Annotated in this window: 22 protein-coding genes and 1 riboswitch; of the genes, 13 read left to right on the top strand and 9 right to left on the bottom strand. The window is 34.2% G+C overall.

Features of this window, described 5'->3' with window-relative positions:
* Positions 1 to 27: 27 nt before the first annotated feature.
* Positions 28 to 1,788 (bottom strand): alpha-glycosidase, encoded by a 1,761-nt coding sequence (locus CER22_RS01305; protein ID WP_088608089.1) that lies wholly within the window; start codon positions 1,786 to 1,788, stop codon positions 28 to 30.
* A 323-nt stretch (positions 1,789 to 2,111) separates the two neighbouring features.
* Between CER22_RS01305 and CER22_RS01300 the strand changes: the two genes are divergently transcribed.
* The 4 genes from CER22_RS01300 to malR all read left to right on the top strand — a co-directional run bounded on the left by CER22_RS01300 (position 2,112) and on the right by malR (position 6,895).
* Complete coding sequence (locus CER22_RS01300; protein ID WP_000709925.1) at positions 2,112 to 3,371, top strand: extracellular solute-binding protein; 1,260 nt, start codon at positions 2,112 to 2,114, stop codon at positions 3,369 to 3,371.
* Positions 3,372 to 3,435: 64 nt separating this feature from the next.
* Complete coding sequence (malC, locus tag CER22_RS01295) at positions 3,436 to 4,737, top strand: maltosaccharide ABC transporter permease MalC (RefSeq protein WP_088608088.1); 1,302 nt, start codon at positions 3,436 to 3,438, stop codon at positions 4,735 to 4,737.
* Entirely contained in the window at positions 4,738 to 5,580 is an 843-nt protein-coding gene (gene malD / locus CER22_RS01290; protein ID WP_001022607.1) for a maltosaccharide ABC transporter permease MalD, read from the top strand. It begins immediately after the preceding gene.
* A 283-nt stretch (positions 5,581 to 5,863) separates the two neighbouring features.
* The gene (gene malR, locus CER22_RS01285) at positions 5,864 to 6,895 is read left to right on the top strand and encodes a maltose operon transcriptional repressor MalR (protein ID WP_048546170.1); all 1,032 of its coding nucleotides are present in this window, start codon (positions 5,864 to 5,866) and stop codon (positions 6,893 to 6,895) included.
* Positions 6,896 to 6,899: 4 nt separating this feature from the next.
* On the opposite strand, the gene CER22_RS01280 is transcribed toward malR, so the two are convergent.
* Together CER22_RS01280 and CER22_RS01275 are read right to left on the bottom strand one after the other, a co-directional pair.
* Positions 6,900 to 8,063, bottom strand: a complete 1,164-nt coding sequence (locus tag CER22_RS01280; protein ID WP_088608087.1) for an aminotransferase A — start codon at positions 8,061 to 8,063, stop codon at positions 6,900 to 6,902.
* 123 nt (positions 8,064 to 8,186) lie between these two features.
* Positions 8,187 to 8,387, bottom strand: coding sequence for a hypothetical protein (locus tag CER22_RS01275; RefSeq protein WP_000929285.1), 201 nt, complete (start codon positions 8,385 to 8,387; stop codon positions 8,187 to 8,189).
* Positions 8,388 to 8,696: 309 nt separating this feature from the next.
* Between CER22_RS01275 and kinB the strand changes: the two genes are divergently transcribed.
* On the top strand, positions 8,697 to 9,971 hold the full coding sequence (gene kinB, locus CER22_RS01270) for a sporulation sensor histidine kinase KinB (RefSeq protein ID WP_000420378.1): 1,275 nt from the start codon (positions 8,697 to 8,699) through the stop codon (positions 9,969 to 9,971).
* Between the two features lie 52 nt (positions 9,972 to 10,023).
* On the opposite strand, the gene CER22_RS01265 is transcribed toward kinB, so the two are convergent.
* Complete coding sequence (locus tag CER22_RS01265) at positions 10,024 to 10,773, bottom strand: DUF3967 domain-containing protein (RefSeq protein WP_000387495.1); 750 nt, start codon at positions 10,771 to 10,773, stop codon at positions 10,024 to 10,026.
* A gap of 236 nt (positions 10,774 to 11,009) precedes the next feature.
* Here CER22_RS01265 and nucA point away from each other — a divergent pair, with 236 nt between their 5' ends.
* Positions 11,010 to 11,444 carry a DNA-entry nuclease gene (gene nucA, locus CER22_RS01260; protein ID WP_000811502.1) on the top strand — a complete coding sequence of 145 codons (435 nt, stop codon included), beginning with the start codon at positions 11,010 to 11,012 and terminating at the stop codon, positions 11,442 to 11,444.
* A gap of 36 nt (positions 11,445 to 11,480) precedes the next feature.
* Positions 11,481 to 11,870: a competence protein ComJ gene (comJ, locus tag CER22_RS01255; RefSeq protein WP_048546163.1), complete on the top strand. Its 390-nt coding sequence runs from the start codon at positions 11,481 to 11,483 to the stop codon at positions 11,868 to 11,870.
* Between the two features lie 37 nt (positions 11,871 to 11,907).
* Here comJ and metE read toward each other — a convergent pair whose 3' ends face one another.
* On the bottom strand, positions 11,908 to 14,196 hold the full coding sequence (gene metE, locus CER22_RS01250) for a 5-methyltetrahydropteroyltriglutamate--homocysteine S-methyltransferase (protein ID WP_088064326.1): 2,289 nt from the start codon (positions 14,194 to 14,196) through the stop codon (positions 11,908 to 11,910).
* A gap of 128 nt (positions 14,197 to 14,324) precedes the next feature.
* A riboswitch (cobalamin riboswitch) is annotated at positions 14,325 to 14,512 on the bottom strand.
* 354 nt (positions 14,513 to 14,866) lie between these two features.
* Between metE and CER22_RS01245 the strand changes: the two genes are divergently transcribed.
* Entirely contained in the window at positions 14,867 to 15,298 is a 432-nt protein-coding gene (locus tag CER22_RS01245) for an NUDIX hydrolase (protein WP_046957439.1), read from the top strand.
* A gap of 190 nt (positions 15,299 to 15,488) precedes the next feature.
* Here the strand turns inward: CER22_RS01245 and CER22_RS01240 are convergent, their stop codons facing one another.
* Entirely contained in the window at positions 15,489 to 16,046 is a 558-nt protein-coding gene (locus CER22_RS01240; protein WP_060488391.1) for a PadR family transcriptional regulator, read from the bottom strand.
* A 91-nt stretch (positions 16,047 to 16,137) separates the two neighbouring features.
* On the bottom strand, positions 16,138 to 17,679 hold the full coding sequence (locus CER22_RS01235; RefSeq protein WP_088608086.1) for an MDR family MFS transporter: 1,542 nt from the start codon (positions 17,677 to 17,679) through the stop codon (positions 16,138 to 16,140).
* 425 nt (positions 17,680 to 18,104) lie between these two features.
* On the opposite strand from CER22_RS01235, the gene CER22_RS01230 reads away from it, so the two are divergent.
* Positions 18,105 to 18,605, top strand: coding sequence for a hypothetical protein (locus CER22_RS01230; RefSeq protein ID WP_000708184.1), 501 nt, complete (start codon positions 18,105 to 18,107; stop codon positions 18,603 to 18,605).
* Between the two features lie 31 nt (positions 18,606 to 18,636).
* Here the strand turns inward: CER22_RS01230 and CER22_RS01225 are convergent, their stop codons facing one another.
* Entirely contained in the window at positions 18,637 to 18,870 is a 234-nt protein-coding gene (locus CER22_RS01225; protein ID WP_000939452.1) for an SPP1 phage holin family protein, read from the bottom strand.
* Between the two features lie 163 nt (positions 18,871 to 19,033).
* On the opposite strand from CER22_RS01225, the gene CER22_RS01220 reads away from it, so the two are divergent.
* Positions 19,034 to 19,675: a diguanylate cyclase domain-containing protein gene (locus CER22_RS01220; RefSeq protein WP_087985096.1), complete on the top strand. Its 642-nt coding sequence runs from the start codon at positions 19,034 to 19,036 to the stop codon at positions 19,673 to 19,675.
* 659 nt (positions 19,676 to 20,334) lie between these two features.
* Entirely contained in the window at positions 20,335 to 20,997 is a 663-nt protein-coding gene (locus CER22_RS01210) for a YkyA family protein (protein WP_088608085.1), read from the top strand.
* Between the two features lie 31 nt (positions 20,998 to 21,028).
* Here the strand turns inward: CER22_RS01210 and CER22_RS01205 are convergent, their stop codons facing one another.
* Positions 21,029 to 21,487 (bottom strand): YkyB family protein, encoded by a 459-nt coding sequence (locus CER22_RS01205; protein WP_000804864.1) that lies wholly within the window; start codon positions 21,485 to 21,487, stop codon positions 21,029 to 21,031.
* A gap of 177 nt (positions 21,488 to 21,664) precedes the next feature.
* On the opposite strand from CER22_RS01205, the gene ppx reads away from it, so the two are divergent.
* Positions 21,665 to 23,203, top strand: a complete 1,539-nt coding sequence (gene ppx, locus CER22_RS01200; RefSeq protein ID WP_088608084.1) for an exopolyphosphatase — start codon at positions 21,665 to 21,667, stop codon at positions 23,201 to 23,203.
* Between the two features lie 107 nt (positions 23,204 to 23,310).
* A complete protein-coding gene (locus CER22_RS01195) occupies positions 23,311 to 25,419 on the top strand; it encodes a polyphosphate kinase (protein ID WP_088064322.1) in 2,109 nt (702 codons plus the stop codon).
* Positions 25,420 to 25,581 lie beyond the last annotated feature (162 nt).

Raw genomic sequence — 25,581 nt, 5'->3', positions numbered from 1 at the left:
GCCACACCTTGGCATAAGGATTTTTTATTACCATTTTAAGATTGAGAATCCATATGGAGGAAGTGTAACTTGTAATACACTTGCTTCCGCTGAAAATTCTTCGTTTGTATAAATGTTAATAATTTTCTTTCCAGTAACATGGAGAGGGAGTGAAGCTGTAACATCACTATTAGTCGGATTTAAAACGAAAAAGATAGTTTCATCTTCATATGTTTTCGTATAAGAAATATAATTATGTTCATCATTTGCTTCGATGAATTGGAAAGTACCATGTCCTCCAAATGCTTTATATTGCTTTCGTAATGAAATTAATGTTTGTATATGTGTAAATAATAGATGATCTTGTTCTTTCGTATCCCAAACCATACATTTGCGACAATCTGGGTCCATACCACCGTCCATACCAATTTCGTCTCCATAATAAATACAAGGAGAGCCGATGAAGGAAAGATGGAATACATAAAGTAACTGTAACTTATTTTTATCTCCGTTACATGTTGTCAATATTCTTGGTGTATCATGACTGTCTAATAAATGAAACGCTGCTTCATTTACATTCATAGAGTAGGAATGTAGAGATTCTGTAATTTGTTTCATAAATTCATTTGCTTTAATGGAATCATTAGCAAAGTAAGACAGTAGAGCGTTTGTAACAGGGTAGCTCATTACAGCATCAAATTGATCTCCTTGTAGCCATGGAAGTGCATCGTGCCAAATTTCTCCTAAAATATATACTTCAGGATTTAATGCCTTTATCTCACTTCGGAATTCTCTCCAAAAGCTGTGGTCTACTTCATTTGCTACATCAAGGCGCCAACCGTCTATATTGAATTCTCTTACCCAATAACGCCCTACTTCAAGTAAGTATTCTTTTACATCTGGGTGTGCTGTATTTAATTTAGGCATATACGGTGTAAACGCGAAAGTATCATAATTCGGGAGTGGCTCCGTTACAATTGGAAATTCATGAATATGGAACCACTCTTTATAAGCAGACTTCTCACCGTTTTCTAGTACGTCTTGGAATTTATCGAAAAAGTATCCATTATGATTAAACACGGCATCGAGCATTACTTTTATACCGTGTGTATGACATGCCTGAACGAGTTCTTTGAACGTTTCTTTCGTCCCGAATTGCGGATCGATTTCCATGTAGTCAATTGTGTCATATTTATGGTTTGAATGTGCTTTGAAAATAGGTGTGAAGTATATTCCCGAAATTCCAAGCTTAACAAGATAATCGAGGTTTTGAATAATACCAGCAAAATCTCCGCCGAAAAAATTAGTTGGAGTTGGCTCAGCGCTTCCCCAAGGAAGAGTGTTTTCTGGATTTAGTGCACGATCTCCATTAGCGAACCGTTCTGGGAAAATTTGATACCAAACGGTGTCTTTAATCCAAGAAGGTGCTTGAAACACATCATTTGCATGAATAAATGGCAAACAGAAAAAGTTACCAACGTCATCATTTGGAATACTGGAAAAAAATCCTCGCTCTGCATAAATAAGCGTTTCTGTATCATTTTTTAATTCGAATCCATAACGTAAGCGCTTAAATTTAGGCTCGATGGAAATGGACCAATAATCAAACAATGCAGTAGAACCAGTTTTTTTCATCGGTGTGCTTGATGTAATCCATTTCCCGTCTTTCCATTCATAAGGATCACCGTAAATAAGAGTGGCGCTTTGAACATCTTCTCTTTTCGTACGTATTCGGATATGAATCGTTTTTTCATCATAAGCGTATGCGTAATTATCTTTTGGCCTATGATAAATAGCTTCTTTAAGCATATAGAAAATCCCCCTTTAATATCTCCATGCATATTGTTCCCTTAAGTATAATAATAAAGTATATGTTGCAAACGATTGCTTTTTGCATAGCTTTAATATTGCTTATAAGAGTAGTATTCATTTCATATAAAGTCAATGTATAAGGAGTGTAGTAATAATATTTTAAAATTAATATTTGCAAAATGAATAAAAGAATGTATAATGAGAGACAAATAGCGCAAACGTTTTCATAGATTGAGATATTGTTTGTGCTTCTATTAAACCATTTAATGCAAACGTTTTCAATTAGTAAGGTACATATACAATTTAGGGAGGTTTTTGGGATGAAGAAAGCATTATCATTATTAACGGTTTCAGCATTATCAATTGGTATGTTATCTGCATGTGGACCGAAAGATTCAGGGAAGAAAGAAGAAAGTAAAGCGAAGAAAGATTACGATCTTCTCGTTTGGGAAGATGATAAAAAAGGTGTTGGTTTAGAACCAGCAGTGAAAAGTTTTGAGGAAAAATATAAAGTAAAAGTAAAAGTCGTTGAAATGCAAATGACAGATCAAGTGAAGAAGTTACGCCTTGATGGACCAGCGGGGACGGGACCAGATGTTGTAACATTGCCACATGATCAAATTGGAAACGCAGTAACAGAAGGTTTACTTTCTGAAGTGAAAGCTGATGATGCTGTGAAGAGTAGATTTACTGAATCATCAATAGAAGCACAGACATATAACGGGAAATTATATGGTTTACCAAAAGCAATTGAGACACCAGTCTTTATTTACAATAAAAAATTAATGCCAAAAGCACCAGAAACGATGGACGAGCTGTTTAACTTCTCAAAAGAATTTACGAAGGATGGCAAGTATGGATTTTTAACACTAGGAGATAACTTCTACTTTGCTAATGCATTCATGGCAGGTATGGGTGGTTATGTGTTTGGTGAAAAAGATGGAAAGCCAAATGCAAGTGATGTTGGATTAAATAATAGTGGGGCAGTACAAGGTGCTGAATATCTTCAAAAATGGTACAAAGAAAAGTTATTCCCGAAAGGTATTATCGGTGAATCTGGTGGACCTGCTGCTGATGGACTATTTAACGAAGGAAAAGCAGCATCTATCATGAATGGTCCATGGGCGTTCCAAGCAATGGAAAAGAACGGAATTGATTATGGCGTTGCTCCAATGCCGAAATTACCAAACGGTCAACCAATGAAAACATTTGTTGGGGTTAAAGGGTGGCATGTAACAAGTTTCTCTAAACAAAATGATTTAGCTACAAAGTTCACTGAATGGGTAACAAATGAAGAGAACGCAAAAATTCGATTTGAGAAAACAAAAGAAATTCCTCCAGTAAAAGCAGTAATGGAAGATCCAATCATTAAAGATAATGAAGCTGCAAAAGCAGTTGCAACACAATCTGAAAATGGAATTCCAATGCCGAACATTCCAGAAATGCAAGAAGTATGGAAACCAGCTGGAGATGCGCTTCAATTAGTTGTTACGGAAAAAGAGGCACCAAAAGCAGCACTTGACAATGCAGTGAAGCAAATTAAAGGTAATATTGAGGCAAATCATAGTAAGAAAAAATAAGGTGAAATTCGTGCCTCTCATATGAGGGGCATGAATTCTCTCCCAGAAAAAAGGGGGAAGGAACATGCAAACATCTATGGAACCAGCAAACTGTTTAAACGGTTCAAAGCATAGGAAAATGGCAACCATGTTATCTATCATTCCAGGCGTGGGCCAAATGTATAATAAGCAATTTGTAAAAGGGCTTATTTTTCTAGTATTAACAGGTTCATTTATTGTAGCCTTTGCTGATTTATTAAATATGGGATTATGGGGAATTGTAACGCTAGGTACAGAAGTTCCACGTGATCATTCTGTCTTTCTATTAGTAGAAGGAATCTTGGCACTCATCGTCATCGTTTTTGGACTCGGAATATATGCATTTAATTTATATGATGCATACCAAAATGGGAAGAAACGTGATATAGGAACACCTTTAAACTCTGTAAAAGAGCAATACCGTAATTTACTAGATCAAGGTTTTCCATATTTAATGGTTTCACCAGGTTTTCTATTACTTATCTTTGTAGTTGTATTTCCAATCATCTTCGTAATTTTAATTGGATTTACGAATTATGATTTATACCACTCTCCTCCAGCTAAATTAGTAGATTGGGTGGGCTTCAAAAACTTTATTGATATCTTTACATTACCGATGTGGAGAGAGACATTTTTAAGCGTATTTTCTTGGACTGTCATTTGGACATTCGTTGCAACGACATTACAAGTTGCGCTTGGTATTTTCTTAGCGATTATCGTAAATCAGCCTGGTATTAAAGGGAAGGCAATTATTCGAACAATCTTCATTTTACCGTGGGCGGTTCCAGCATTCGTATCTATTCTTGTTTTCTCTGGTATGTTTAATGAGACATTTGGAGCAATTAACAATCAAGTATTAGCTTTATTTGGAATCGAAAAGATTGCTTGGATGACAGATCCATTTTGGGCAAAAATTGCTTTAATTATGATTCAAACGTGGCTTGGATTCCCGTTCGTCTTTGCAATGACAACAGGTATACTGCAATCGATTCCAGGGGAGTTATATGAAGCTGCTACAGTAGATGGAGCTACAGCTTGGCAACAGTTTCGTAAAATTACATTGCCACTTGTTCTATATGCAACAGCACCAATATTAATTACGCAATATACGTTTAACTTTAATAACTTTAGTATCATCTATCTATTTAACGGCGGAGGTCCTGCTGTAGCTGGACAAGACGCAGGTGGAACAGATATTTTAATTTCATGGATTTATAAGTTAACGATGACTTCGGCGCAGTACGGGAAAGCGGCAGCTCTTACAATGATCTTATCGTTAATCGTTATTACAGTTGCGTTATGGCAATTTAAGAGAACAAAATCATTCCAAGAAGAGGATATGATGTAAATGAATATTAAAAGACAAAAGATGTTACGTCTCTCATTAAGTTATCTCGTTATTTTCGTAATGTGTGCCATCATTTTCTATCCATTATTATGGATTATTGGCTCATCGTTTAATCCGGGTGATAGTTTATCTGGATCAAGTATTATTCCGCAAAATGCAACGTTAGATCATTATCGTAAGTTATTAGATTTAGAGAATAGTAATTATTTACTATGGTATAAAAACACATTAAAAGTAAGTGTTATAACAATGATTTTCTCAGTGTTAGCAATTAGTTTTACTGCTTATGCATTTTCAAGATACCGTTTTGTTGGAAGAAAAAATGGTTTATTAACATTTTTAATTCTGCAAATGATTCCAAACTTTGCGGCGCTAATCGCTCTATACGTATTAGCACAGTTAACAGGGTTAATCGATACGCACCTTGCATTAATTTTAATTTATGTAGGCGGAGCAATTCCAATGAATACATGGCTTATGAAAGGATATTTTGATACGATTCCGAAAGAATTGGATGAGTCAGCTCGTATGGATGGGGCAGGACATTTCCGTATTTTTTGGCAAATCATTATGCCACTTGCAAAGCCAATCGTAGCGGTTGTGGCGTTATTCACTTTCATCGGTCCATTTACAGATTTTATTTTAGCGAGTGTTATTTTGCGCACACCAGAAAATTATACGTTAGCAGTTGGGTTATATGAAATGGTAGCGAAGAAATTTGGTAATGAATTCACAACGTTCGCAGCGGGTTCAGTATTGATTGCAATCCCAATTTCAATTTTATTCCTATCACTACAAAAATACTTTATCTCTGGTTTAACTGCTGGAGGTACGAAAGGATGAAAAATGGGACATTATGTCCCATTTCTCTTTTCATCTCCCTATAAAAAGCTTTATAGGGAGATGAAAAGAGATTTGACATCACATATGAAAAGAAGTGAAATAAATAGTATATTATAGTATAGGAAAAAAGAGCTATATCCCTTACAATACATGGAGAGGGAGAATATGATAGGTATTACAAGATAGAATCAATGAAAGTTTATGATTGCTCCTATTACTTGCAACGGGTGCAAGATTAAAATATATAACAAAATGGCAGAGAAGTGAGAGGAGGGGGATTTTTATGACAGTTACAATTAAAGATGTGGCGAAGAAGGCGAATGTAGCACCATCTACCGTTTCTCGTGTAATTGCTGATAATCCAAGTATAAGTGAAAAAACAAAGCGTCGTGTTCGGAAAGTAATGAGTGAACTAGGGTATCATCCCAATTTAAACGCAAGAAACCTAGCTAACCAAACAACAAAAACACTTGGTCTTGTTATGCCAAGTTCTGCAAGTAAAGCTTTTCAAAATCCGTTTTTCCCAGAAGTTATAAGAGGGATTAGTTCATTTGCACATGTGGAAGGGTATGCGCTTTATATGTCGACAGGTGAGACGGAAGATGAAATTTTTAATGGTGTTGTAAAGATGGTACAGGGGCGCCAAATTGGTGGCATTATTCTTTTATATTCAAGAGAGAATGATCGGATTATTCAATATTTGCATAAACAAAATTTCCCGTTTGTTTTAATTGGGAAACCGTATGATCGAAAAGATGAAATTACATATGTAGATAATGACAATTATACAGCTGCAAGAGAAGTAGCAGAATATTTGATTTCATTAGGTCATAAACAAATCGCGTTCATCGGCGGTGGATCAGATTTACTTGTAACGAGAGATCGTTTGGCTGGTATGAGTGATGCTTTAAAATTAGCGGACATTGTATTACCAAAAGAGTATATTTTACATTTTGATTTTTCGAGGGAAAGTGGTCAACAAGCCGTTGAGGAGTTAATGGGACTACAGCAACCACCGACAGCAATTGTGGCAACGGATGATTTAATTGGACTTGGTGTGTTAAGTGCTCTTTCTAAAAAAGGATTCGTTGTACCAAAGGATGTTTCCATTATAAGCTTTAACAATGCTTTATTATCAGAAATTGCGAGTCCGCCACTTTCGACAGTTGATGTGAATATTTATCAACTAGGATATGAGGCAGCAAAAGCTTTAGTGGATAAAGTAGAGAATGCAGAGTCTACTGCAAAGTGTATTATTATTCCTCATAAATTACTAAAGCGCCAAACTTGCGATCATTATGCAACAAAAAGCTGAGAGTTTAACTCTTAGCTTTTTGTTGTAGAAAGGCCTCTAATCGATCACAGCCTTCTTTTAAAGTTTCAATACTATACGCATAGGACAAGCGAAGATAGCCTTCACCATATTCAGAAAATGCAGTTCCAGGAACGACAGCTAGTCCAGCTTCTTTGACAAGGTCAAGTGCAAAATCAAATGATGAAGATGTTAAATGACCAACATATGGGAATAAGTAAAATGCACCTGTTGGCTTTTCAACTGTTAAGCCCATTTGAATGAGTCGATTATATACATAATCGCGGCGTTTCTTGTATTGATGACGCATCATTTTTGGTGCATCTTTAGCAGCTGTTAATGCTTCAATTGCAGCATATTGAGCGATTGAAGTAGCACACGTTACGTTGTATTGATGAACTTTTAGTATATGTCCTGCTAAATAGCTTGGTGCGAATAATAGACCGATACGCCAGCCAGTCATAGAATGAGATTTTGATAAACCGTTAATGACGATAGTCTTTTCACGCATTTCTGGGAAATGAGCGATAGATGTATGCTTTTGTTCATATACAAGTTCGCTATAAATTTCATCAGAAAGGACGAAAATATTTTTATCTTTTAAAACAGTTACAATACCCTGTAATTCTTCTTTTGATAAAGTTACACCAGTTGGATTAGAAGGATATGGCAGTACGACGCATCTTGTTTTTTCTGTAATAGCATTTTCTAGCGCTTCGGCTGTTAAACGGAAGCCAGTTTCACGAACATCGATAAAAATAGGTGTAGCACCGCATAATCGAATAATTGGTTCGTATCCTGGATAAATAGGGGCAGGTAAAATAACTTCTGTTCCTGGCTCTAAAATCGTTCGGAATGCAATATCAATTGCTTCACTAGCACCGATTGTAACGATGGTTTCGTTTTCAGGTGAATACTGTAAATCGTAGTTATCTTTTACAAAGTTACAAGCTGCCTTGCGTAATTCTAGTAAACCAGCGTTATGTGTATAGCTTGTATAATTTTCTGTAATAGCCCGTTTTGCCGCTTCTTTTACGAGAGAAGGCGTAGGGAAATCGGGTTGTCCAATTGTTAAAGAGATAAGATTATCATAGTTTTGAATCATGTTAGAGAATTGACGGATTCCAGAAATTTGGATGTCTTTCACTCTAGGATTAATGAATTGTTCCATTGTATCTCCCTTTCTTCCGTGTGAAAATTAAGTTCATTTTAACATATTTTCTATGATTTCGCTTGCGTATATGTTATGTAGAAAGAGAGGGATAATAGAAAAAAAGCCGCTGTAAGCGACTTTTTAATATCCGTACTCCCAATCTATTTCATCTTCATTCCAAAGTACAGAGGATACTTTGCCAAGGTGAACAACTGATTCATTCACAGCACATGTGCAATTTTCTTCTCCGGTTTTATGCTGTAACTCTTCATATACTGATTTTTCAACATTTTCTAGAACGACCAAATTTTCTTCTTTTAAAACAAGCGTAGTACCCGCCATATTTATCTTCCTCCTACTAAAATAATGATCACTTATTTGTAAACATAGATAGTATGGATTATATGCTGTATTTTGCTATAGTTGTCCGTCTCATGAAGTATTTTTTATTTTCTTTGTAATCCGTATTCATTGTATACTGTCAGGCAGAAATTTGGTACAGGGTTTACATTCATTTCGAAAATCTGTAACAATTATTATGTGCTGTTAACAAAGAATTAACAAATATGTTAAGAAAAATCAAAATTTTAAAACAAATAAACCCGTAAAATGATATAATCATATCAAAATACATATAGGGGATGAGAGGCTATGGAGCTGATCCGTGATTTAATGATCCAAATTGCCATCATTATTTTGCCACTATTTTTATATGAAGCGATTCGTTTAAATCGTTATCAAGAAATGCCTCCGAAGCCGAACCGCTACTTTATTATGTTTTTATCCAGCATTACACTCATTCTCTCCATGACATACTCTATTTGTTTTGGTGACATTTGTGGGTATAATTTTCACCCAATCCCGATTGTTAGTGGTTTTTTATATGGTGGGATTGTTGGTTTAATCCCGGCCGTTATTTTTGTTGCATATGAATGGGCGCTAAAGGGAATGAGCCTTCTTCCGGTCATAGAAGTAATATTTCTATTGATAGTTCCATTATTTTTATCAAAGAAATGGTCTCTATTTTCAAGGGATAAGAAGCTAATTTTAGCATTTATGATTTCATCATTGTACGTACTTGTTTCTTTAGTGATTGGTATGATTAACGTTCTGTTAGAAACGGGGTTTACACCACACATTTCACACTTATATAGCGGATATATATTTGCTTCGCTTATTATGGTTATGACTATGGTATTTCAAGTGTACTTAACAGAATATTTAAACGAAAATGCAATATTACGTACAGAGATGCAAAAGTCAGAAAAGCTTAATATTGTAAGTGAGTTGGCAGCAAGTGTTGCACATGAGGTTCGAAATCCGCTCACTGTTGTTCGTGGTTTTATTCAATTGTTAGAAAGTACGGAAGATGTGAAGAATAAGGATTATATGCGTCTCGTATTAGCCGAATTGGATCGGGCAGAACAAATTATTTCAGATTATTTGAATTTAGCAAGGCCGCAAATTGAGAAAAAAGAACACATTTGCTTATCCGCTCAATTAATTGAAATGACAACTCTTATGTCATCATTTGCAGCGATGCAAGGTGTATATTTGCAAGTTGAGATTTCTGAAAGTCTTTATACGATCGGTGATAAGACGAAATTGAAGCAAGCTATTATGAATGTTGTTAAAAATGGTATTGAAGCAATCCAAGGAAATAAAGGATATTTAAAAGTAACGGCTATGCAAAAAGATGAAACGATAGTAATAAGAGTTAAAGATAGTGGTGTTGGAATGACGAAAGAACAGTTAGTAAGACTGGGACAACCGTATTATTCTTTAAAAGAAAAAGGGACAGGATTAGGACTTATGGTAACATTTAGTATTTTACAAGCGCATAATGGTACGCTGGAATATAAAAGCGAAAGTGGGAAAGGAACTGAAGCGATTATTATATTGCCAGCTGTAAGAAATAAGGAATAAAAGTTACCGATGGAAGGTAACTTTTTATTTTATATAGGAAAAAAATATTATTTTATTCAGATGTTTTTTCTTGTTTTGATCGGCTAAATAAACTTCTAAATGATTGAAAAAAACTTTGTTCTTTCGAAGCTGCGACTAATCTTTTTGTTTCTTGAATTTCGCGAATCACTTGCATAAGTTGTGCATCCCGGTTGCTGTCTTTATTATAAATTTGATTTACGAGTTTATTCATTTTTTCCTCTTGCTTGGATTCTCGTTTATACATATGATTCATTAATAAGTCCATCTTTTCTTTTTGCAGGGCATCTGTTTGAGCGGCATGATCTACTAACTCTTGTAGCATTTTTTCTTGAGAGCCTTCTTTTACATAAACTTGTTGCATCAATTCATCTAGCTTTTCATCTTTTAAACGATTTTGGGTAATAAGGGTAGAATTTTGATGAATAATTGCTTCATTTAATTGAGCGAGCATTTCAAGTTTTAACATGAACTCCTCAAAGTTACGCCCATCTTCTTTTTCTTTCGTTTGTATTTCTTGCTTATCTTGTATAGCGGGTACAGGCGGGGCCTCTTTTTCTTTTAAAATAATAGGTATCGTTTCTGAAATATCTTCTTGCAGTTTAGCAGCTCTTTCATGTATAGATTTCAATAGTTTTAAATCATCCAGTTTATAAATACGAGCATCAGCTGTTTTTGAAATGATATAACCATGTTCCTCTAACAGTTGGCTATATTTACGGACTATATGTTTTGGGATGCCTGTTTTATTCGTGACATCTTTCGTTTTATAGATAGCTTCCATGTTATTTCCTCCCCAAAAAGTATCGTATATATCATTTCAATCTTTTATGAGGACTTCCTTTAAAAAAGAATGTCGGAAGGTTATTAGTTTTCTACAGCATTAGTGAAAAGATGAAGAAAAATGAGAGTTTTTGGCGGAATGGCGAAGAAGAGCTAAAATAATGTCTGAAAACATATACAGGAGAAGTTTGTTATAATAACTGAGGAAAAGAAACTGGTAGAAGCATGGAGGTATACATGAAGCAATTAAAAGGTATTATCATTTCAATTATTGCAATTCTTTCTATTGTAGTAGCGGTTTATGAAGTACTTGTTCCAGAGGAAACAAGTATCAAAAAAACGAATGCATATGATCAAGTTCTAGAATTTCCGAAAGAGCGATATCCAGAGACAGGGAAACATATTACGGATGCTATAAAAGAAGGACATTCAGAAGTTTGTACAATCGACCGTGGTGGTGCTGCGGATAGAAGAAAATTATCGTTAGCTCCATACCCATCAAAAAAAGGGTATGATCGTGATGAATGGCCAATGGCGATGTGTAAAGAAGGCGGAAAAGGAGCACATATTGAATATATAAGTCCAGCAGATAACCGCGGAGCAGGGTCTTGGGTAGGAAATAAGTTAGATAAATACCCAGATGGTACGCGTGTGAAATTTGACGTAAAGTAGTAGTTGCATATTTCATAATGAAGGAGAAGGGGAACGATGGAGTTAACAATTTCTTATTCGCAATTAATGTTGATGAACTATGACGGTGATCAGCCTTACGTAGACTGGACGGATGAAGATTTTGAAAGAGGTTATGCGAAGGTGGATGGAACTGTTATTTTTGAAGCACTCTCTGATTATACTTGTGAAGTAAAAGTGACCCCTGGGAAACATATTGAGAAAGAAGAGGTGATTAGAACGGTTACAGTTCCTTTTACAGTTAAAAATGAATGTATCGTTGTAACAAGTATTCTTTCGAATAAATTCCAAATCCCTATTCCGAATGGTGAGTATACGGTTGTATTACAGGCAACTCCTCTTGAAGAACCAACGGATGATGAATTATATAAAATACAATACGAATTCTTTTTTGAAAGTAAAGAATAAAAAATGGGTTATCCTCAAAAAGGATAACCCATTTTTGTTATGCGTTTGTTTTTAGCAGGGAACGAGCATCTTTTGCTGCTTGCACCATGTGTTCTAAAGCCGGGATAACTTCTTCCGTTCTTCTCGTTTTTAAACCACAATCAGGATTAATCCAGAAATATTTAGGATCACATACTTCTAAAGATTGTTCTACGATTTTATACATTTCATCTTTACTCGGTACACGTGGGCTATGAATATCATATACACCTAGACCGATGCCTTTTTCGTATGTTGTATGTTTTAATGTGTCAATAAATTCACCGTGACTTCTTGATGTTTCGATAGAAATCACATCTGCATCTAATGCGCGAATCGCATCAACAATATCTTCGAAGTTACTGTAACACATATGCGTATGAATTTGTGTTTCATTTGCTACAGAAGAAGTTGCTAAAAGGAAGGATTGTACTGCCCATGTAATATAAGCATCCCAATCTTTTTCTTTTAGTGGCATTCCTTCACGAAGTGCTGGCTCATCGACTTGGATTACTCGAATTCCGGAAGATTCAAGTAGTTCAATTTCGTGACGAAGAGCTAATGCAATTTGATACGAAACTTCTTTTCTTGGAATGTCATTTCGAACGAAGGACCAATTTAAAATCGTAACAGGTCCAGTTAACATTCCTTTTACAACTTTCTCTGTTAAGCTTTGTGCATAAACTGTTTCCTTAATAGTCATTCCGTTAATAAAGGCAACATCGCCATAAATAACAGGTGGTTTTACGCAGCGAGAACCGTATGATTGTACCCAACCGTTTTTAGTGAATGAGAAACCAGCAAGGCGCTCACCAAAATATTCGACCATGTCAGTTCTTTCGAATTCACCATGTACAAGAACATCAAGACCAATTTCTTCTTGGTAACGAATCCATTTTTCTGTCTCTTTTTCAATAAATTGTTCATATTGTTCATTTGAAATAACACCGTTACGCCATTCTTTTCGAGTTTGACGAACTTCAGTTGTTTGCGGGAAGCTACCAATAGTCGTTGTTGGTAATAACGGTAATTCCAGGGCAACTTGTTGTAATTCGTATCGTTTTTCAAATGGAAGAGGACGTGAAAAATCTTCTTCTTTTAGTGCTGTTCGTGCTGCTTTAACATCTTCTCGGTTACGTGCAGCAGATGAACGAATTGTATGATGTACATTTCGGTATGTTTCCAGCTCATTACTAATGCTTTCTGTACCTTGAGTAAGAGCGGAATGAATAAGAACTAACTCTTCTAATTTTTGATTTGCAAATGCTAACGCATCGAATAGCTCAGTTGATAAGTGAGTTTCTTCTGTTTTATCAATTGGCGTATGCAATAAGCTACAAGAAGGCTGAACGATGAAATCTTTCGTTTGGACTTGTTTTTGTAACGTTGTAAATAACGTAAGAACTTCATCAAGGTCAGCTCTCCAAATGTTACGGCCATCTATACAACCGACAGCTAAAGTTTTATCAGCTGGGAATCCATATTTTGAAATAGCATTTAGATTACCTTCTTTACCATGAACGAAATCTAATCCAATACCGGATACAGGGAATGTAATAATTTCTTCATAGTTTTCTTCTACACTATCAAAATATGTTTGTAAAAGAAGATTCGCATTTGGAACTTCTTTACGAATAGCTTCATAAATTTCTTTTGCTTGTTGAACTTCTTCTTTCGTTAAAGAAGCAAAAATCGGTTCATCAACTTGAATGACTTGTGCACCAGCTGCATGTAGTTCTGAAATCAGTTGTACGTAAGGTGCAACTAACTGTTTTAAAATCGTAGCAAATTGCTCTTGTGTGTAGCCTTTAGCTAATTTTAAGAAAGTATATGGTCCTAAAATAACAGGTTTTCCATCTACTCCTAATTCTTGTTTTGCCTCTTCGTATAAGCGAAGTGGACGATTATCTTTTAAAGAGATTTGTAATCCCTCTTCATATTCAGGAACGATATAATGATAGTTTGTGTTAAACCATTTTGTCATTTCAGAAGCTACGTGATCTTTAGAGCCACGCGCCATTGCGAAATATACATCAAGGTAAGATGTAAACTCAGAAAAACGTGATGGGATAAATCCTAGCATATAAGCAGTATCCAAAACGTGATCATAATATGTAAAGTCGCCAATTGGAATGAGTTCAATCCCTTTTTCTTGCTGTACTTTTACGTGTTGAAGGCGAATTGTTTTCATCTTTGTTAAAAATTGTTCTTCATCGATTTTATTGGACCAAAAAGCTTCCAATGTCTTTTTCCACTCTCGTTGTAGTCCGATACGTGGATAACCTAAGTTACTTGTTTGAATTGCCATTTTAAATTCCTCCCTAATTGAAAGTAAGCATTTCCGTTTACTAGGAAATACCTATAACAAAAAGCATAAAGGCATAGAAAATAAGCCTTCCTTTTTGTTTTAACACCTCATCATCATCCGTGAATCTATCAGTGTTGTTAAAACAGGCAGGTCTCCTGACTTATGCTTCATATAATCTCTTTTACCTTCCCGTTTTCACAGTGGCATAGAAAAGAAATCTCAGCATTTACAGTGGCGGGACCGTGTTGGAGTTTCACCAAGCTTCCCTTTTAAACACGAAACAAAATTTTCGTGTACCTATTTTCCTTTTGAAAGGAAGTTAACAAGCGATATGATATTGAAACAAATTCTAACACAATTTTTGGAATTTTGTCTACTGTTTTAAAATAAGAAAATTCTAAAGTTTTTTATTTTTATTATTCGGATTATTCTGGTTTTTATAAGGCGAAGAAAAGTAAGAGGAATTGAAAGTAAGTACGATTAAACATACAAAAAAGTATGTACTTGTACAGAGCTAAGATGCTAGTTATGTTATTTGAAAATTAATCCATATTCTGGAATGAGGAAGGGGATTGAATGGTTCATTTTGAAATAGTAAGTTATCACAAGAAAGAAAAAGGTTTCTGTATAAAGATACATATACTAAGTTTATAGAAATGGGGAATTTCAATTGGAACAAAGTACACAAAATATTTATTCACCACCAAAACATATAGTTTCAGCAGCGACAATTGTAATTAATGAACAAAAAGAAATCTTATTAATTAAGGGACCTAGAAGAGGATGGGAAATGCCAGGTGGACAAGTTGAAGAAGGAGAGTCTTTGAAGGATGCTGCAATAAGGGAGACTAAAGAGGAGACAGGTGTTGATATTGAAGTTTTAAAATTTTGTGGAGTATTCCAAAATGTGAACCATTCAATATGTAATACGTTGTTTTTAGCTAGACCAGTTGGAGGTAAATTAACGACTACACCAGAAAGTTTGGAAGTAGGGTTCTATCCTATTGAGCAGGCGTTAGAGATGGTGAATTTTATGAATTTTAGACAAAGAATTGAATACAGTTTGGATGAAAATCAACAACCTTTTTATATAGAATTTTAAGAAATAATCTTCTATTATGGGATGCCGGTGATAAATAAATCTTTGTTATATTTTTGAGTGCAGTGAAATAAGTATCTTATAGCGAAAATAAAACAAGCATCCCCGTCCTAAATTAGAACGGGGCTATGCTTGTTTTAGGGTGTAAAAAGAAATAACTTTATTGTCTTTTTACAGTTTCTTCTTTATAAGTTTAATTTGTATCTATATCAATTTCCGACAGTCGCCCTGCAACTGCATCTGTAAGGAGGGTGTTTAACCATTGCAATTCAACTGTAATATGTTCAATAACGCTTTGTAAAATATATAGTTGTGCACGTGGAATTTGTCCTTTACTACAATCATATATAGTTTGCATTTTATGTAAATATTGAACGGTATCATTTTTCTTTTTTTCTAAAATAGGAATTAACTCTTGATCATCACCAAAATGAGCGAAAGAGAGTGCTGAATAAATTGGTTTATATATTTGATTTTTTGCCTCGAATTGTTTTAATAGTAACGTGTGAAATAACCGTTTACCTTCTTCTGTTATATGAAAGATTGTTTTATCGGGTCTATTCGTATCTCGAACAATCGTGGTAATACGAATTGCACCCTGCTTTTCTAATTGCTCGAAGGCGTAGTAAAGTGATCCTTTTGCATATTTAATATAACAATCCATTTGTCGTTCTTTCATGATGTGCTGCACTTCATATGGATGTTTATCCCCTTCGAGTAGCAAGCCGAGAATGACTAGTTTCATGCTCATGCTGTCTCAACTCCTATAAATAAAAACTTTATACATAGTATAAACGGCATATCCGTTTTCATAAAGGGATATGCCGTTTCTTTTCTCTATATTAACTTACTTGCTTTTGTTTTTGTTTCGTTTTTGGACCTGTAAAGAGGCGTTCATTTCCCATAAGTAAAATACAAATAACACTTAGTACAGCCGGGATCAGTGCCCAGAAGAATGTACTGGCAATAGAGGTAGCGAGAGCATCTTTAATACCAGTTAATATTTCAGCTGGAATCTTCTCGGTAGCACCTTGTGATAATAAGAAACTTGTGTCTCCGCCTTTTGGAGCTAATTTAGCTAGTTCTGGAGGGAACACAGTGTTTAATTTAGTAGTAAAAATATGGTTTTGAATTGTACCAAAAATCGTTACACCAAGAGTCATACCGAGTGAACGGAAGAATGAGTTTGTTGATGTAGCAGAACCACGGTCTCGCATTTCTAACTTGTGGATAGAAGACATACTTAAAACTGAGAACGAGAAACCAACTCCAAGTCCAGTGAGAACCATAAATAGCGTTACAAGTAGACGAGGTGTATCCATTGTTAAAGTGCTTAGTAAATAAATACCAATTACGAAGAAAATGCCAGATACCATCATGATGTTACGATAGCTTGTTCGAGAAGCTAACTGTCCACCTGTTTGACTTCCAATTACAGAGCCAACCATCATAGGTGTTAAAATTAATCCAGCATTGGAGGCTGAACCACCGAGAACACCTTGAACGAAGATTGGGATATAAACTGTACAGATAATAAAAGCGGCACCATAGAAAAAGGCAACGCCTTGGCTAGCTGCGAATAAAGGTTTTTTAAATAGATGGAAAGAAATGATAGGCTCAGTTGCTTTTCGTTCTACGAAGAAGAAAATAATAAGCATAATAACAACTGTTGTAAATAAACCGATAATTACAGTGGAATTCCATGCGTATTCTTTACCACCAAGTTCTAAGGCGAACATTAAGCAAACGATACTAATAACAAGTGTAATAGCGCCAGCCCAATCAATTTTTTGTTTTCTAAATTCTAGAGATTCACTGTAGTATTTAGTAATGAAGAAGAAGGAGATAATTCCTAATGGAATATTAATATAGAAGACCCAATGCCAACTTATATAGTCTGTAATATAAGCACCTAATAAAGGGCCAAATACACTAGATGTCCCGAAAACCGCACCAAATAGCCCTGTCATTTTTCCTCGCTTTTCTGGTGGGAATATATCGTACATAATCGTGAAGGCGATAGGCATAAGAGCACCGCCACCGATCCCTTGAATTGCTCTATAAATACTTAGTTGCTCAATACTAGATGCTGTCCCGCAAAGTGCAGAACCGAATAAGAAAAGAATGAGACCACCAATATAAAAGCGTTTCCGTCCGTACATATCAGAAAGTTTTCCGAAGATAGGCATCCCTGCCATTGTTGCTACCATATATGCAGACGTGACCCAAATAAACTTGTCAAATCCTCCTAGGTCTCCAACAATCGTTGCCATTGCTGTTGCAACGATTGTATTATCCATTGCCGCCATTAAAATACCAAGTAATAAACCTGCAACAACAAATTTTGTATTGTTGGAGTCTTTTTTTGATAATTGAGATTCCAAATATAACCCTCCTTTAATAATAAGTAAACTATATGAAGTTTTGAGTGCAGCGCATAAAAATTTGAAATATAGTTTTTTAAATTAATTTACATAAGTGCACTGACAAAGCCATAAAGAATATTATAGTCAAATTTGACTAAAAGGCAAACTTTTTCTTCCGCCAAAATATTCTGTTGTATGGACAGAGAAAGAGTGAGCAATACTTAGTATTGGTGTAAAGTCAATGAAGGAAATTGTAAAAAAATATTTCAGTAAGAATACCTTCTGTTAACAGAGGAAAAATGGTTTTTTCTTTATATTGTCGAATAGGATAAAAGAAAGAGTAATAACTATATATCGTTTGTAACAAGCTTTATTAATATTGTGTGGAGAGGCAGAATAAGGTCGTATGGATATGATGCATCTGAAATGGGGTGAATATTATTATGAAAATATGGAAACGAATTTCAGATCAAGGTAGGCGTTCAATGCCGCTACAACCGGTGTTATGGATTGATGGCTCAAAAAAAGAAAATGAATGTCCTAATGTAGCAGTTACATTGCAAATCCGTAGTATGTATAAAGAAAAATTTTCATATGAACTGACCTATGATGTAAATGACATACTTATTATTCGAATTGAAGTTGAAAATAAAGGAATGGAAATGATTTCACGAGTTGTAGTAAGTCATATGATTCGAGATTATTTTGCCTATATTCCAAACTCATTAAAGGCTGATAAGGGGATGAGTGAGTTCCTGTTCCAGCTTGTAAGGTGGCGGATTGATAATTTATTACCGAATGAGAAGGTAGAACTAATTTGTAAAATAAAAGCAAATAAAGATAAAGCACTTAAAAACGCATTATTTCAGGCTACATATACATTTCAATATAAAGGAGTATCATATGGTCCACTGCAAACAAATGAAGTTGTTGTGCGGCAATGATAAAAAGGAACCTGTAAGAAAGGTTCCTTTTTTAATGAAGATTGTGTTTTTTGAGTACTTTTTTTTGCTCGATTCCTTTTTTTCCTACATAATTATTTTTATAACCAAAATATAAAATGAAAAGAAAGGAAGCAACATTTACAATAGCATCAATTTGATCGTTTGTAATAAAGTTCACTCCGAAAGAATTAAACAGTAATTTTAATGATAATAGAAAACCTGCTAGTAAACGTATAATATCTGATAGATTCTCTTTTTGTAGCATATAAGTCACCTCTTTCTAAAACGATATATAGTATATATATGAAATAGAATAGAAATGGTAGACAAGCTTAAGCGGAAATGTACACTCAATATGTACATTTTTTATTTTGTAGAAAAACATAATTGTTATAGAAACATATATTGGTATAGAAAGGAGGAGAAGTATGAAACATAAAGGGAAAATTAGTGGGTTATTACTTGGGAATACAGTGGCAGTTACAGAATGGATTGCGCTTCAGGATGTAATTACAAAACTGGATTCGCGATCATTTTATACCGTCTTTATTATTTATATATTGCAAATGATACTCAGCTATTATTTTGGACATTGGTATGATAAAAGAGCGAGTGGGCGTATGGATACGGAAGTAGGGGGAATGGCAAGTAATGATTTTGTAGTTGATTTCTTTGAGAAAGTAGCTGCTTTGTCAGAACGGGATTCTCATAATATTACAGTGTACATTCTTTCTGTGAAAGAATGGAAAGAACTAAAAGAAACAGTGCAAGAAAAAAAATTGGAGGTGTTAGTACAAAAATTGGAGAGTACGATTGTAAAGACAATTCGTAAAGGAGATGTCGTTACTAGGTGGGATGAAAATAAGTATGTTATTGTGGCGATTGATAACGGACATGAAAAGTCGACAATAACAAATCGATTAATGAAAAATATTGAAAGTGAAATAGAAAATGGTTTGTTAAGTATGACGCTATTATTTGGAGCTGCTAGTTATCCAATAGGAGGAAAAACTTTTGAAGAATTGTTAAGAAAGGCACAAAATCAATTGTACCAGCATAGGGATTTGTAAGAAAATGAGTGAAACTTTGATTTAAAGAAATATGATATGAAGAAGTTTTTAATGTAACATTTTTTTGACTTTTATTACAAAAAGAACTTTTATTGTAATAAAAGTCTTTAAAAATATATGGAATAAGCATATAATTATGATGGATGTGTCAATGCATTTTGCACAATGTGTTTCATTTTAAAAGTGTAGAGGGAAGCATGCTCTACACTTTTCCTTTTTAGGGAATGACAAGAATAATTGTAAGTTGTTGCAAGTTAGCATTTAAACTGTGTAAAATGAACAAAGAAATTATTTGATGGAAAGCGGAAAGGGAATGATAGAATGATAGACGTGAGAGAACAACGAACATCCTTTATCAGGTGAATTATTACTGTTGTTCTTCAAATTATGATGGCTGTGATGAATTCCGTTGTACTTTTATGTAATACATAGTATGAACAAGTTTTAAAAAGTACCAAGTAAAAGTATATGTAAAGATGGATACGAAACTGCTATTGAGTTCAAAGACGTAAAATGTAATTTCAAGTAATACAATTTGACAAGTATAATAAATAATAACAATGATTTTCGTAAAAAAGGTGCGAGTGTGGAGTTTATAGAAGGGTATATAATTTTCATAGCTTTTTACACGATGATCGTATATAAGTAGGAGGAAAAAGATGTTGAAGTATAGTAAATTAGCAATTGTAACTGCATTATCAATGACTTTATTAGCCGGTTGTTTCGGGCCGAAACCAGAAGAGGAATTATATGTTGCGTTTGAAAATGCTGCAAAGCAAGAAAAAACAATGTTTGAAGATGCAAAGAAACTTGAAACTTTAGAGAAAGAAGGACAAGAATTATATAACCAGATTGTTCAAGAAGGAAAAGATAATAATCAAACTGTTAAGGAAAAACTGAACCAAGCAGTGAAAAATACAGATGAACGAGAAAAAGTGCTAAAAAAAGAAAAAGAATCTTTAAATAAGGCACAAGAAGAAGTGAAATCAGTAGATAAATATGTGAAGAAAATTGAAGATAAGAAATTGAAAGATCAAGCAGGTAAAGTGAAAAGCACATATGAGAAACGACAAGATTCATTTAACAAGATGTATGATAGCTATAATAAATCGTTAAAACAAGAAAAAGAATTATATACAATGTTACAAGATAAAGGTACAAAATTAAAAGATATTAGTGAAAAGGTAAAAGTAGTAAATCAATCTTATAAGGATATTGAATCAGAAAAAGACAAGTTTAATGAATTTACGAAATCTTATAATACAGAAAAAATAGCTTTTTATAAACAAGCAAATATTAAAATTAAAGAAGAGAAAAAATAAAACAGTTTGGCCTACAATTGGCCAAACTGTTTTATTTTTTTGTATAAGTACGACTATACCATGGAACAGGTTCACTTAATTTTTTTTCTTGTTTCAATGCTTCAGGACCAATATAATCTTGAAGTGTTTTTTTTGCTACTGTTAAAGATAAGGTTGTTTTCGGATTTCGATAGGAGGATTCAAGATGACCAAGATGTGGTAGGATTCGAAAATCTTCTTTGGTAGGAGGAATATGGAAAAAATAATCACCTAAACGTATAAGAACATCAGATTGTTGTTGGCTAAAACGTGGATTTCTAGAAAAATGTAATCCTTCTTTAATAGCTTTTTTCTCAGCAATTAAGCGTTCTAAAGCCGTCTTTTTTAACCAGTATAAATACTTCGGATTAGTTGCAGCTTTAGCATGACGATTCACAACGAAAATAGATTGAGCTAGTCGATTAATAGAATGTTGGTTTTGTAATTGAGATTGTGGTTGTGAAGGCTTCATATTGAATCTCCTTTCAATTTTTCATTATTATAACATAAATAAAAGAGGTTTTTATTATATGCAAAAAGTGATTGTATATATTTTCAATATTAAAGCAATATTGTTACAAAAAACAACTATTTTGTATAATAGTAATAGAACGTGTTTTAGAAATTTGATAATGAAAGAGTGAGAAGTTTGAAAGAAATATTAAAACAGCAATATGCCATTATAGATATTGGATCTAATACAATGCGTTTAGTTATTTATGAAAAGCAAAACGGAGGTTTTTATAAGGAGATTGAAAATACGAAAGTGGTTGCTCGGCTAAGGAATTACTTAATTGATGGTGTGTTAAATGAAGAAGGAATAGAGGTATTGTTACAAACGTTATTTCAATTTCAAGAAAGTACACGATTCCACCAGTTGCATCATGTACTTTGTGTTGCAACAGCAACAATTAGACAGGCTGAGAATCAAGAGGCAATTAAAAAACTGGTTGAAGGACAAACAGACTTTACTCTTAGAGTCTTATCAGAATATGAAGAAGCACGTTACGGCTATTTAGCGGTTATGAATTCAACTTCGTTCTCTGAAGGAATTACAGTAGATATTGGTGGAGGAAGTACAGAAGTTACATATTTTCGAAATAGAGAGATTCTAGAGTACCATAGCTTTCCCTTTGGAGCACTTTCTTTAAAGCAACAATTTATTAAAGAGGATATACCTACTGAAGACGAGTTGGAAAAGATTCAAACGTACTTAGAATATCAATTTCGAACATTACCATGGTTAATTGATAAGAAATTGCCTCTTATTGCAATTGGTGGTAGTGCGAGGAACTTAGTGAAAATCCATCAAAATTTAATTTGTTATCCTATAGCAGGGGTACATTTATATAAAATGAAAGAAGAAGATATTAAAAATGTGAAAGAAGAATTGGAAGCATTGTCGTTCATAGAACTTCAAAAATTGGAAGGATTGGCAAAAGATCGAGCAGATACAATTATTCCAGCAGTCGAAGTTTTTCATACGCTTGTTAATGTTATAGAGGCACCAGCATTTGTGTTAAGTAGAAAAGGGTTACGAGAAGGTGTTTTCTATGAAGAGTTGACAAAAGATTTGGGGATTTCATATTATCCGAACGTAGTCGAAGAAAGTTTGTATTTATTATCACATGAATATGAAATGGATATGGAATTTGTAAAGCAGCTTATTAAACATGGAAGACTCATTTGTCAACAACTTGAAGAAACAGGGCTGATTTCTATGTCAGTAAAAGACTGGGAAGTATTCCATCAAGCAGCGAAAGTATTTAATATAGGTAAATATATAGACGAAGAAGCGAGCCGCTTACATACGTTTTATTTATTAGCGAATAAAACAATTGATGGGATGATGCATAAAGAGCGAGTTAGATTAGCGCTTATTGCGTCTTATAAATCAAAAATGTTATTCAAACAACATTTGTCCCCATTTGAAGGATGGTTTGATAAAAATGAACAAAAAAAAATCCGCCTATTAGGGGCTGTTTTACAGTTTTCAGCAGCTCTGAATATAAGACAAAGATCGCTTGTTGAATCGATATCTATAACAGAAAGTAAAGAAGGATTAACATTTAAAATTGTATGTGAGCAATCGGCATTAGCGGAAAAAGTGCAAGCTGAAAAACAAAAAAAGCAGCTGGAAAGAGTGTTGAAAACGACTATTAATTTATCCTTCGAATCAAAACGTTAAGTTGTACGGATGTCTTTACAAAAAATTAACACCTTGGAATATTGTAATTTGCTAAAATAAAAGTAACTAAATTATAGTAAAAAAGTTTCAGGGGAAGTGTGAAGAGGATGGAAATGTTGATGGGGAATATAGTGAATTTAAATGATACAGCTTATTACAATAATCGAGAATTAAGTTGGTTAGCATTTAATGAACGTGTACTACAAGAAGCGCAGGATGAAACAAATCCGCTCTTGGAAAGGTTAAAGTTTATTAGCATTTTCGGTTCCAATTTAGATGAATTCTTTATGGTACGCGTAGCAGGATTGAAGGATCAAGTGAGTGCTGGGTTTAACCAACCAGAAAATAAGGCTGGCTTAACACCAAAAAAGCAATTAAATAAAATTGCGATAAAGGCCCATGAATTAATGACTGTACAATATGATACGTTTAAAAATTATGTGTTGCCAGCGCTGGAGTTAGAGGGGATTGAACGTTTAACATTCCACGATTTGACGAAAGAACAGAGGGAATTTATAGAAGAGTATTTTGATGAGCAGATTTTTCCAGTCTTAACACCTGTAGCTATTGATGCATATCGTCCATTTCCGATGTTATTAAATAAAAGTTTGAATTTAGCTACTCTTTTATATGATGAGAAACAAGTGGAGGAAGAAAACCGCACGAAGTTAGGAATTGTACAAGTTCCTTCATTACTTGAACGTTTCATATTTTTACCGAGTGAGGGGCAAAAGCATAAATTTATTTTATTAGAAGATGTAATTAGTGGTTTTACTCATAAATTATTTACAGGATATAAAGTATCGTCTGTTACTCGTTTCCGTATTACACGCAATGCGGATTTAACGATTCATGAAGAAGGTGCGAGGGATTTATTAAAGGTAATTGAAAAAGAATTAAAAAAGCGTAAGTGGGGAGCTGCTGTACGTTTAGAAGTTGGCAAAGAGCATATTGATGAAAGAGTATTAGCATTATTATATGAGGTGTTGGAAGTAAAAGATGAAGATGTGTATATAATGGATGGACCATTAGATTTAACATGTCTATTTTCTTTATATAAAAAACTAGCTCCTTTATATGAACATCTAGTATATCCGGCTCTTATTCCGCAACGGCCTCAAGACTTGGGGGATGCGGAAGATGTATTCGAAAAAGCAATTGAGCATGATATTTTATTACATCATCCTTTTGAATCATTTCAGCCAGTAGTTGATTTTGTCCGTGATGCGGCAGACGATCCGAATGTACTTGCAATCAAACAAACATTATATCGAGTAAGTGGGGATTCACCGATTATTCAGGCGCTAAAGGTAGCAGCTGAAAAAGGGAAGCAAGTTACGGTATTAGTTGAATTGAAGGCAAGATTTGATGAAGAAAATAATGTGCATTGGGCTAAAGAATTAGAAAAGGCAGGCTGTCACGTTATTTACGGTGTAAGTCATTTGAAAACACATAGTAAAATTACGCTAGTTGTAAGAAGAAAAAACGGAAAAATCGAAAGGTTCGTACATCTCGGGACTGGAAATTATAATGACGCAACAGCAAAGTTATATACTGATTTTGGGTATATTACATCACGAAAAGACTTTGGGGTCGATGCAACAAATTTCTTTAATTATTTGAGTGGTTATACAACCAAGCCACATTTTCATCATTTATCGGTTGCACCATTTGATATAAGAGAGCAATTTATGGATTTAATAGATGAAGAAATCCGTTATCATAGGCAATATGGAAATGGATATATTATCGCTAAGATGAATTCATTAACAGATAAACCATTAATCAAAAAAATGTATGAAGCATCACAAGCTGGAGTAAAGGTAGAGCTCATCGTTCGAGGAACGTGTTGTTTAAGGCCTGGTATTCCAAATGTAAGTGAAAATATTCGGGTAGTTAGTGTTGTCGGGAGATATTTAGAACATAGCCGAATTTATTATTTCCATCATAATGGAGAAGAGAAAATATACTTATCTTCAGCTGACTGGATGACGCGGAATATGGAGAAGAGAGTAGAAATATCTTTCCCAATATTAGATATTGAAATGAAGGCGAGAATTAAGGCGATTTTACAACTTATATTAGCTGATAATGTGAAAACACGTGAACAGAATAAATCTGGTGAGTACTACTATGTTATTAATAGTAGTACAGAAGAAATTGATAGCCAAGTGAAGTTGTTTAAGATGGCGTATCAAAACACGGATGCTGAATAATGAGAACAAAGTAAAAAAACCTCTTTTTTTAAGAGGTTTTTTTACTTTGTTCTCTACTTATTATACATTCTCTAAATAGAAGGATGCGTAGAGAGAATAGTTTTTATTGTAAGCATGTTAATGGATCAGTTAAGAGAGGGAATAACATTGGTAGAATTGTTG

The sequence above is a fragment of the Bacillus sp. K2I17 genome, assembly GCF_002209985.1.
Classification (GTDB): domain Bacteria; phylum Bacillota; class Bacilli; order Bacillales; family Bacillaceae_G; genus Bacillus_A; species Bacillus_A wiedmannii.
Note: the sequence above shows the minus strand (reverse complement) of the source record. Positions and strands in the feature narration are given on the sequence as shown.

Excerpts from the sequence above, each read along its gene's own strand:
- CER22_RS01195 (WP_088064322.1), top strand. The coding sequence starts at position 23,311 with ATGGAAATGTTGATGGGGAATATAGTGAATTTAAATGATACAGCTTAT.
- nucA (WP_000811502.1), top strand. The coding sequence starts at position 11,010 with ATGAAGCAATTAAAAGGTATTATCATTTCAATTATTGCAATTCTTTCT.
- metE (WP_088064326.1), bottom strand. The coding sequence starts at position 14,196 with ATGGCAATTCAAACAAGTAACTTAGGTTATCCACGTATCGGACTACAA.
- CER22_RS01225 (WP_000939452.1), bottom strand. The coding sequence starts at position 18,870 with ATGCTACAAAAAGAGAATCTATCAGATATTATACGTTTACTAGCAGGT.
- CER22_RS01305 (WP_088608089.1), bottom strand. The coding sequence starts at position 1,788 with ATGCTTAAAGAAGCTATTTATCATAGGCCAAAAGATAATTACGCATAC.
- CER22_RS01300 (WP_000709925.1), top strand. The coding sequence starts at position 2,112 with ATGAAGAAAGCATTATCATTATTAACGGTTTCAGCATTATCAATTGGT.
- CER22_RS01265 (WP_000387495.1), bottom strand. The coding sequence starts at position 10,773 with ATGGAAGCTATCTATAAAACGAAAGATGTCACGAATAAAACAGGCATC.
- malC (WP_088608088.1), top strand. The coding sequence starts at position 3,436 with ATGCAAACATCTATGGAACCAGCAAACTGTTTAAACGGTTCAAAGCAT.
- comJ (WP_048546163.1), top strand. The coding sequence starts at position 11,481 with ATGGAGTTAACAATTTCTTATTCGCAATTAATGTTGATGAACTATGAC.
- CER22_RS01220 (WP_087985096.1), top strand. The coding sequence starts at position 19,034 with ATGAAACATAAAGGGAAAATTAGTGGGTTATTACTTGGGAATACAGTG.
- kinB (WP_000420378.1), top strand. The coding sequence starts at position 8,697 with ATGGAGCTGATCCGTGATTTAATGATCCAAATTGCCATCATTATTTTG.
- CER22_RS01240 (WP_060488391.1), bottom strand. The coding sequence starts at position 16,046 with ATGAGCATGAAACTAGTCATTCTCGGCTTGCTACTCGAAGGGGATAAA.
- CER22_RS01230 (WP_000708184.1), top strand. The coding sequence starts at position 18,105 with ATGAAAATATGGAAACGAATTTCAGATCAAGGTAGGCGTTCAATGCCG.
- CER22_RS01280 (WP_088608087.1), bottom strand. The coding sequence starts at position 8,063 with ATGGAACAATTCATTAATCCTAGAGTGAAAGACATCCAAATTTCTGGA.
- CER22_RS01275 (WP_000929285.1), bottom strand. The coding sequence starts at position 8,387 with ATGGCGGGTACTACGCTTGTTTTAAAAGAAGAAAATTTGGTCGTTCTA.
- CER22_RS01205 (WP_000804864.1), bottom strand. The coding sequence starts at position 21,487 with ATGAAGCCTTCACAACCACAATCTCAATTACAAAACCAACATTCTATT.
- malD (WP_001022607.1), top strand. The coding sequence starts at position 4,738 with ATGAATATTAAAAGACAAAAGATGTTACGTCTCTCATTAAGTTATCTC.
- CER22_RS01210 (WP_088608085.1), top strand. The coding sequence starts at position 20,335 with ATGTTGAAGTATAGTAAATTAGCAATTGTAACTGCATTATCAATGACT.
- malR (WP_048546170.1), top strand. The coding sequence starts at position 5,864 with ATGACAGTTACAATTAAAGATGTGGCGAAGAAGGCGAATGTAGCACCA.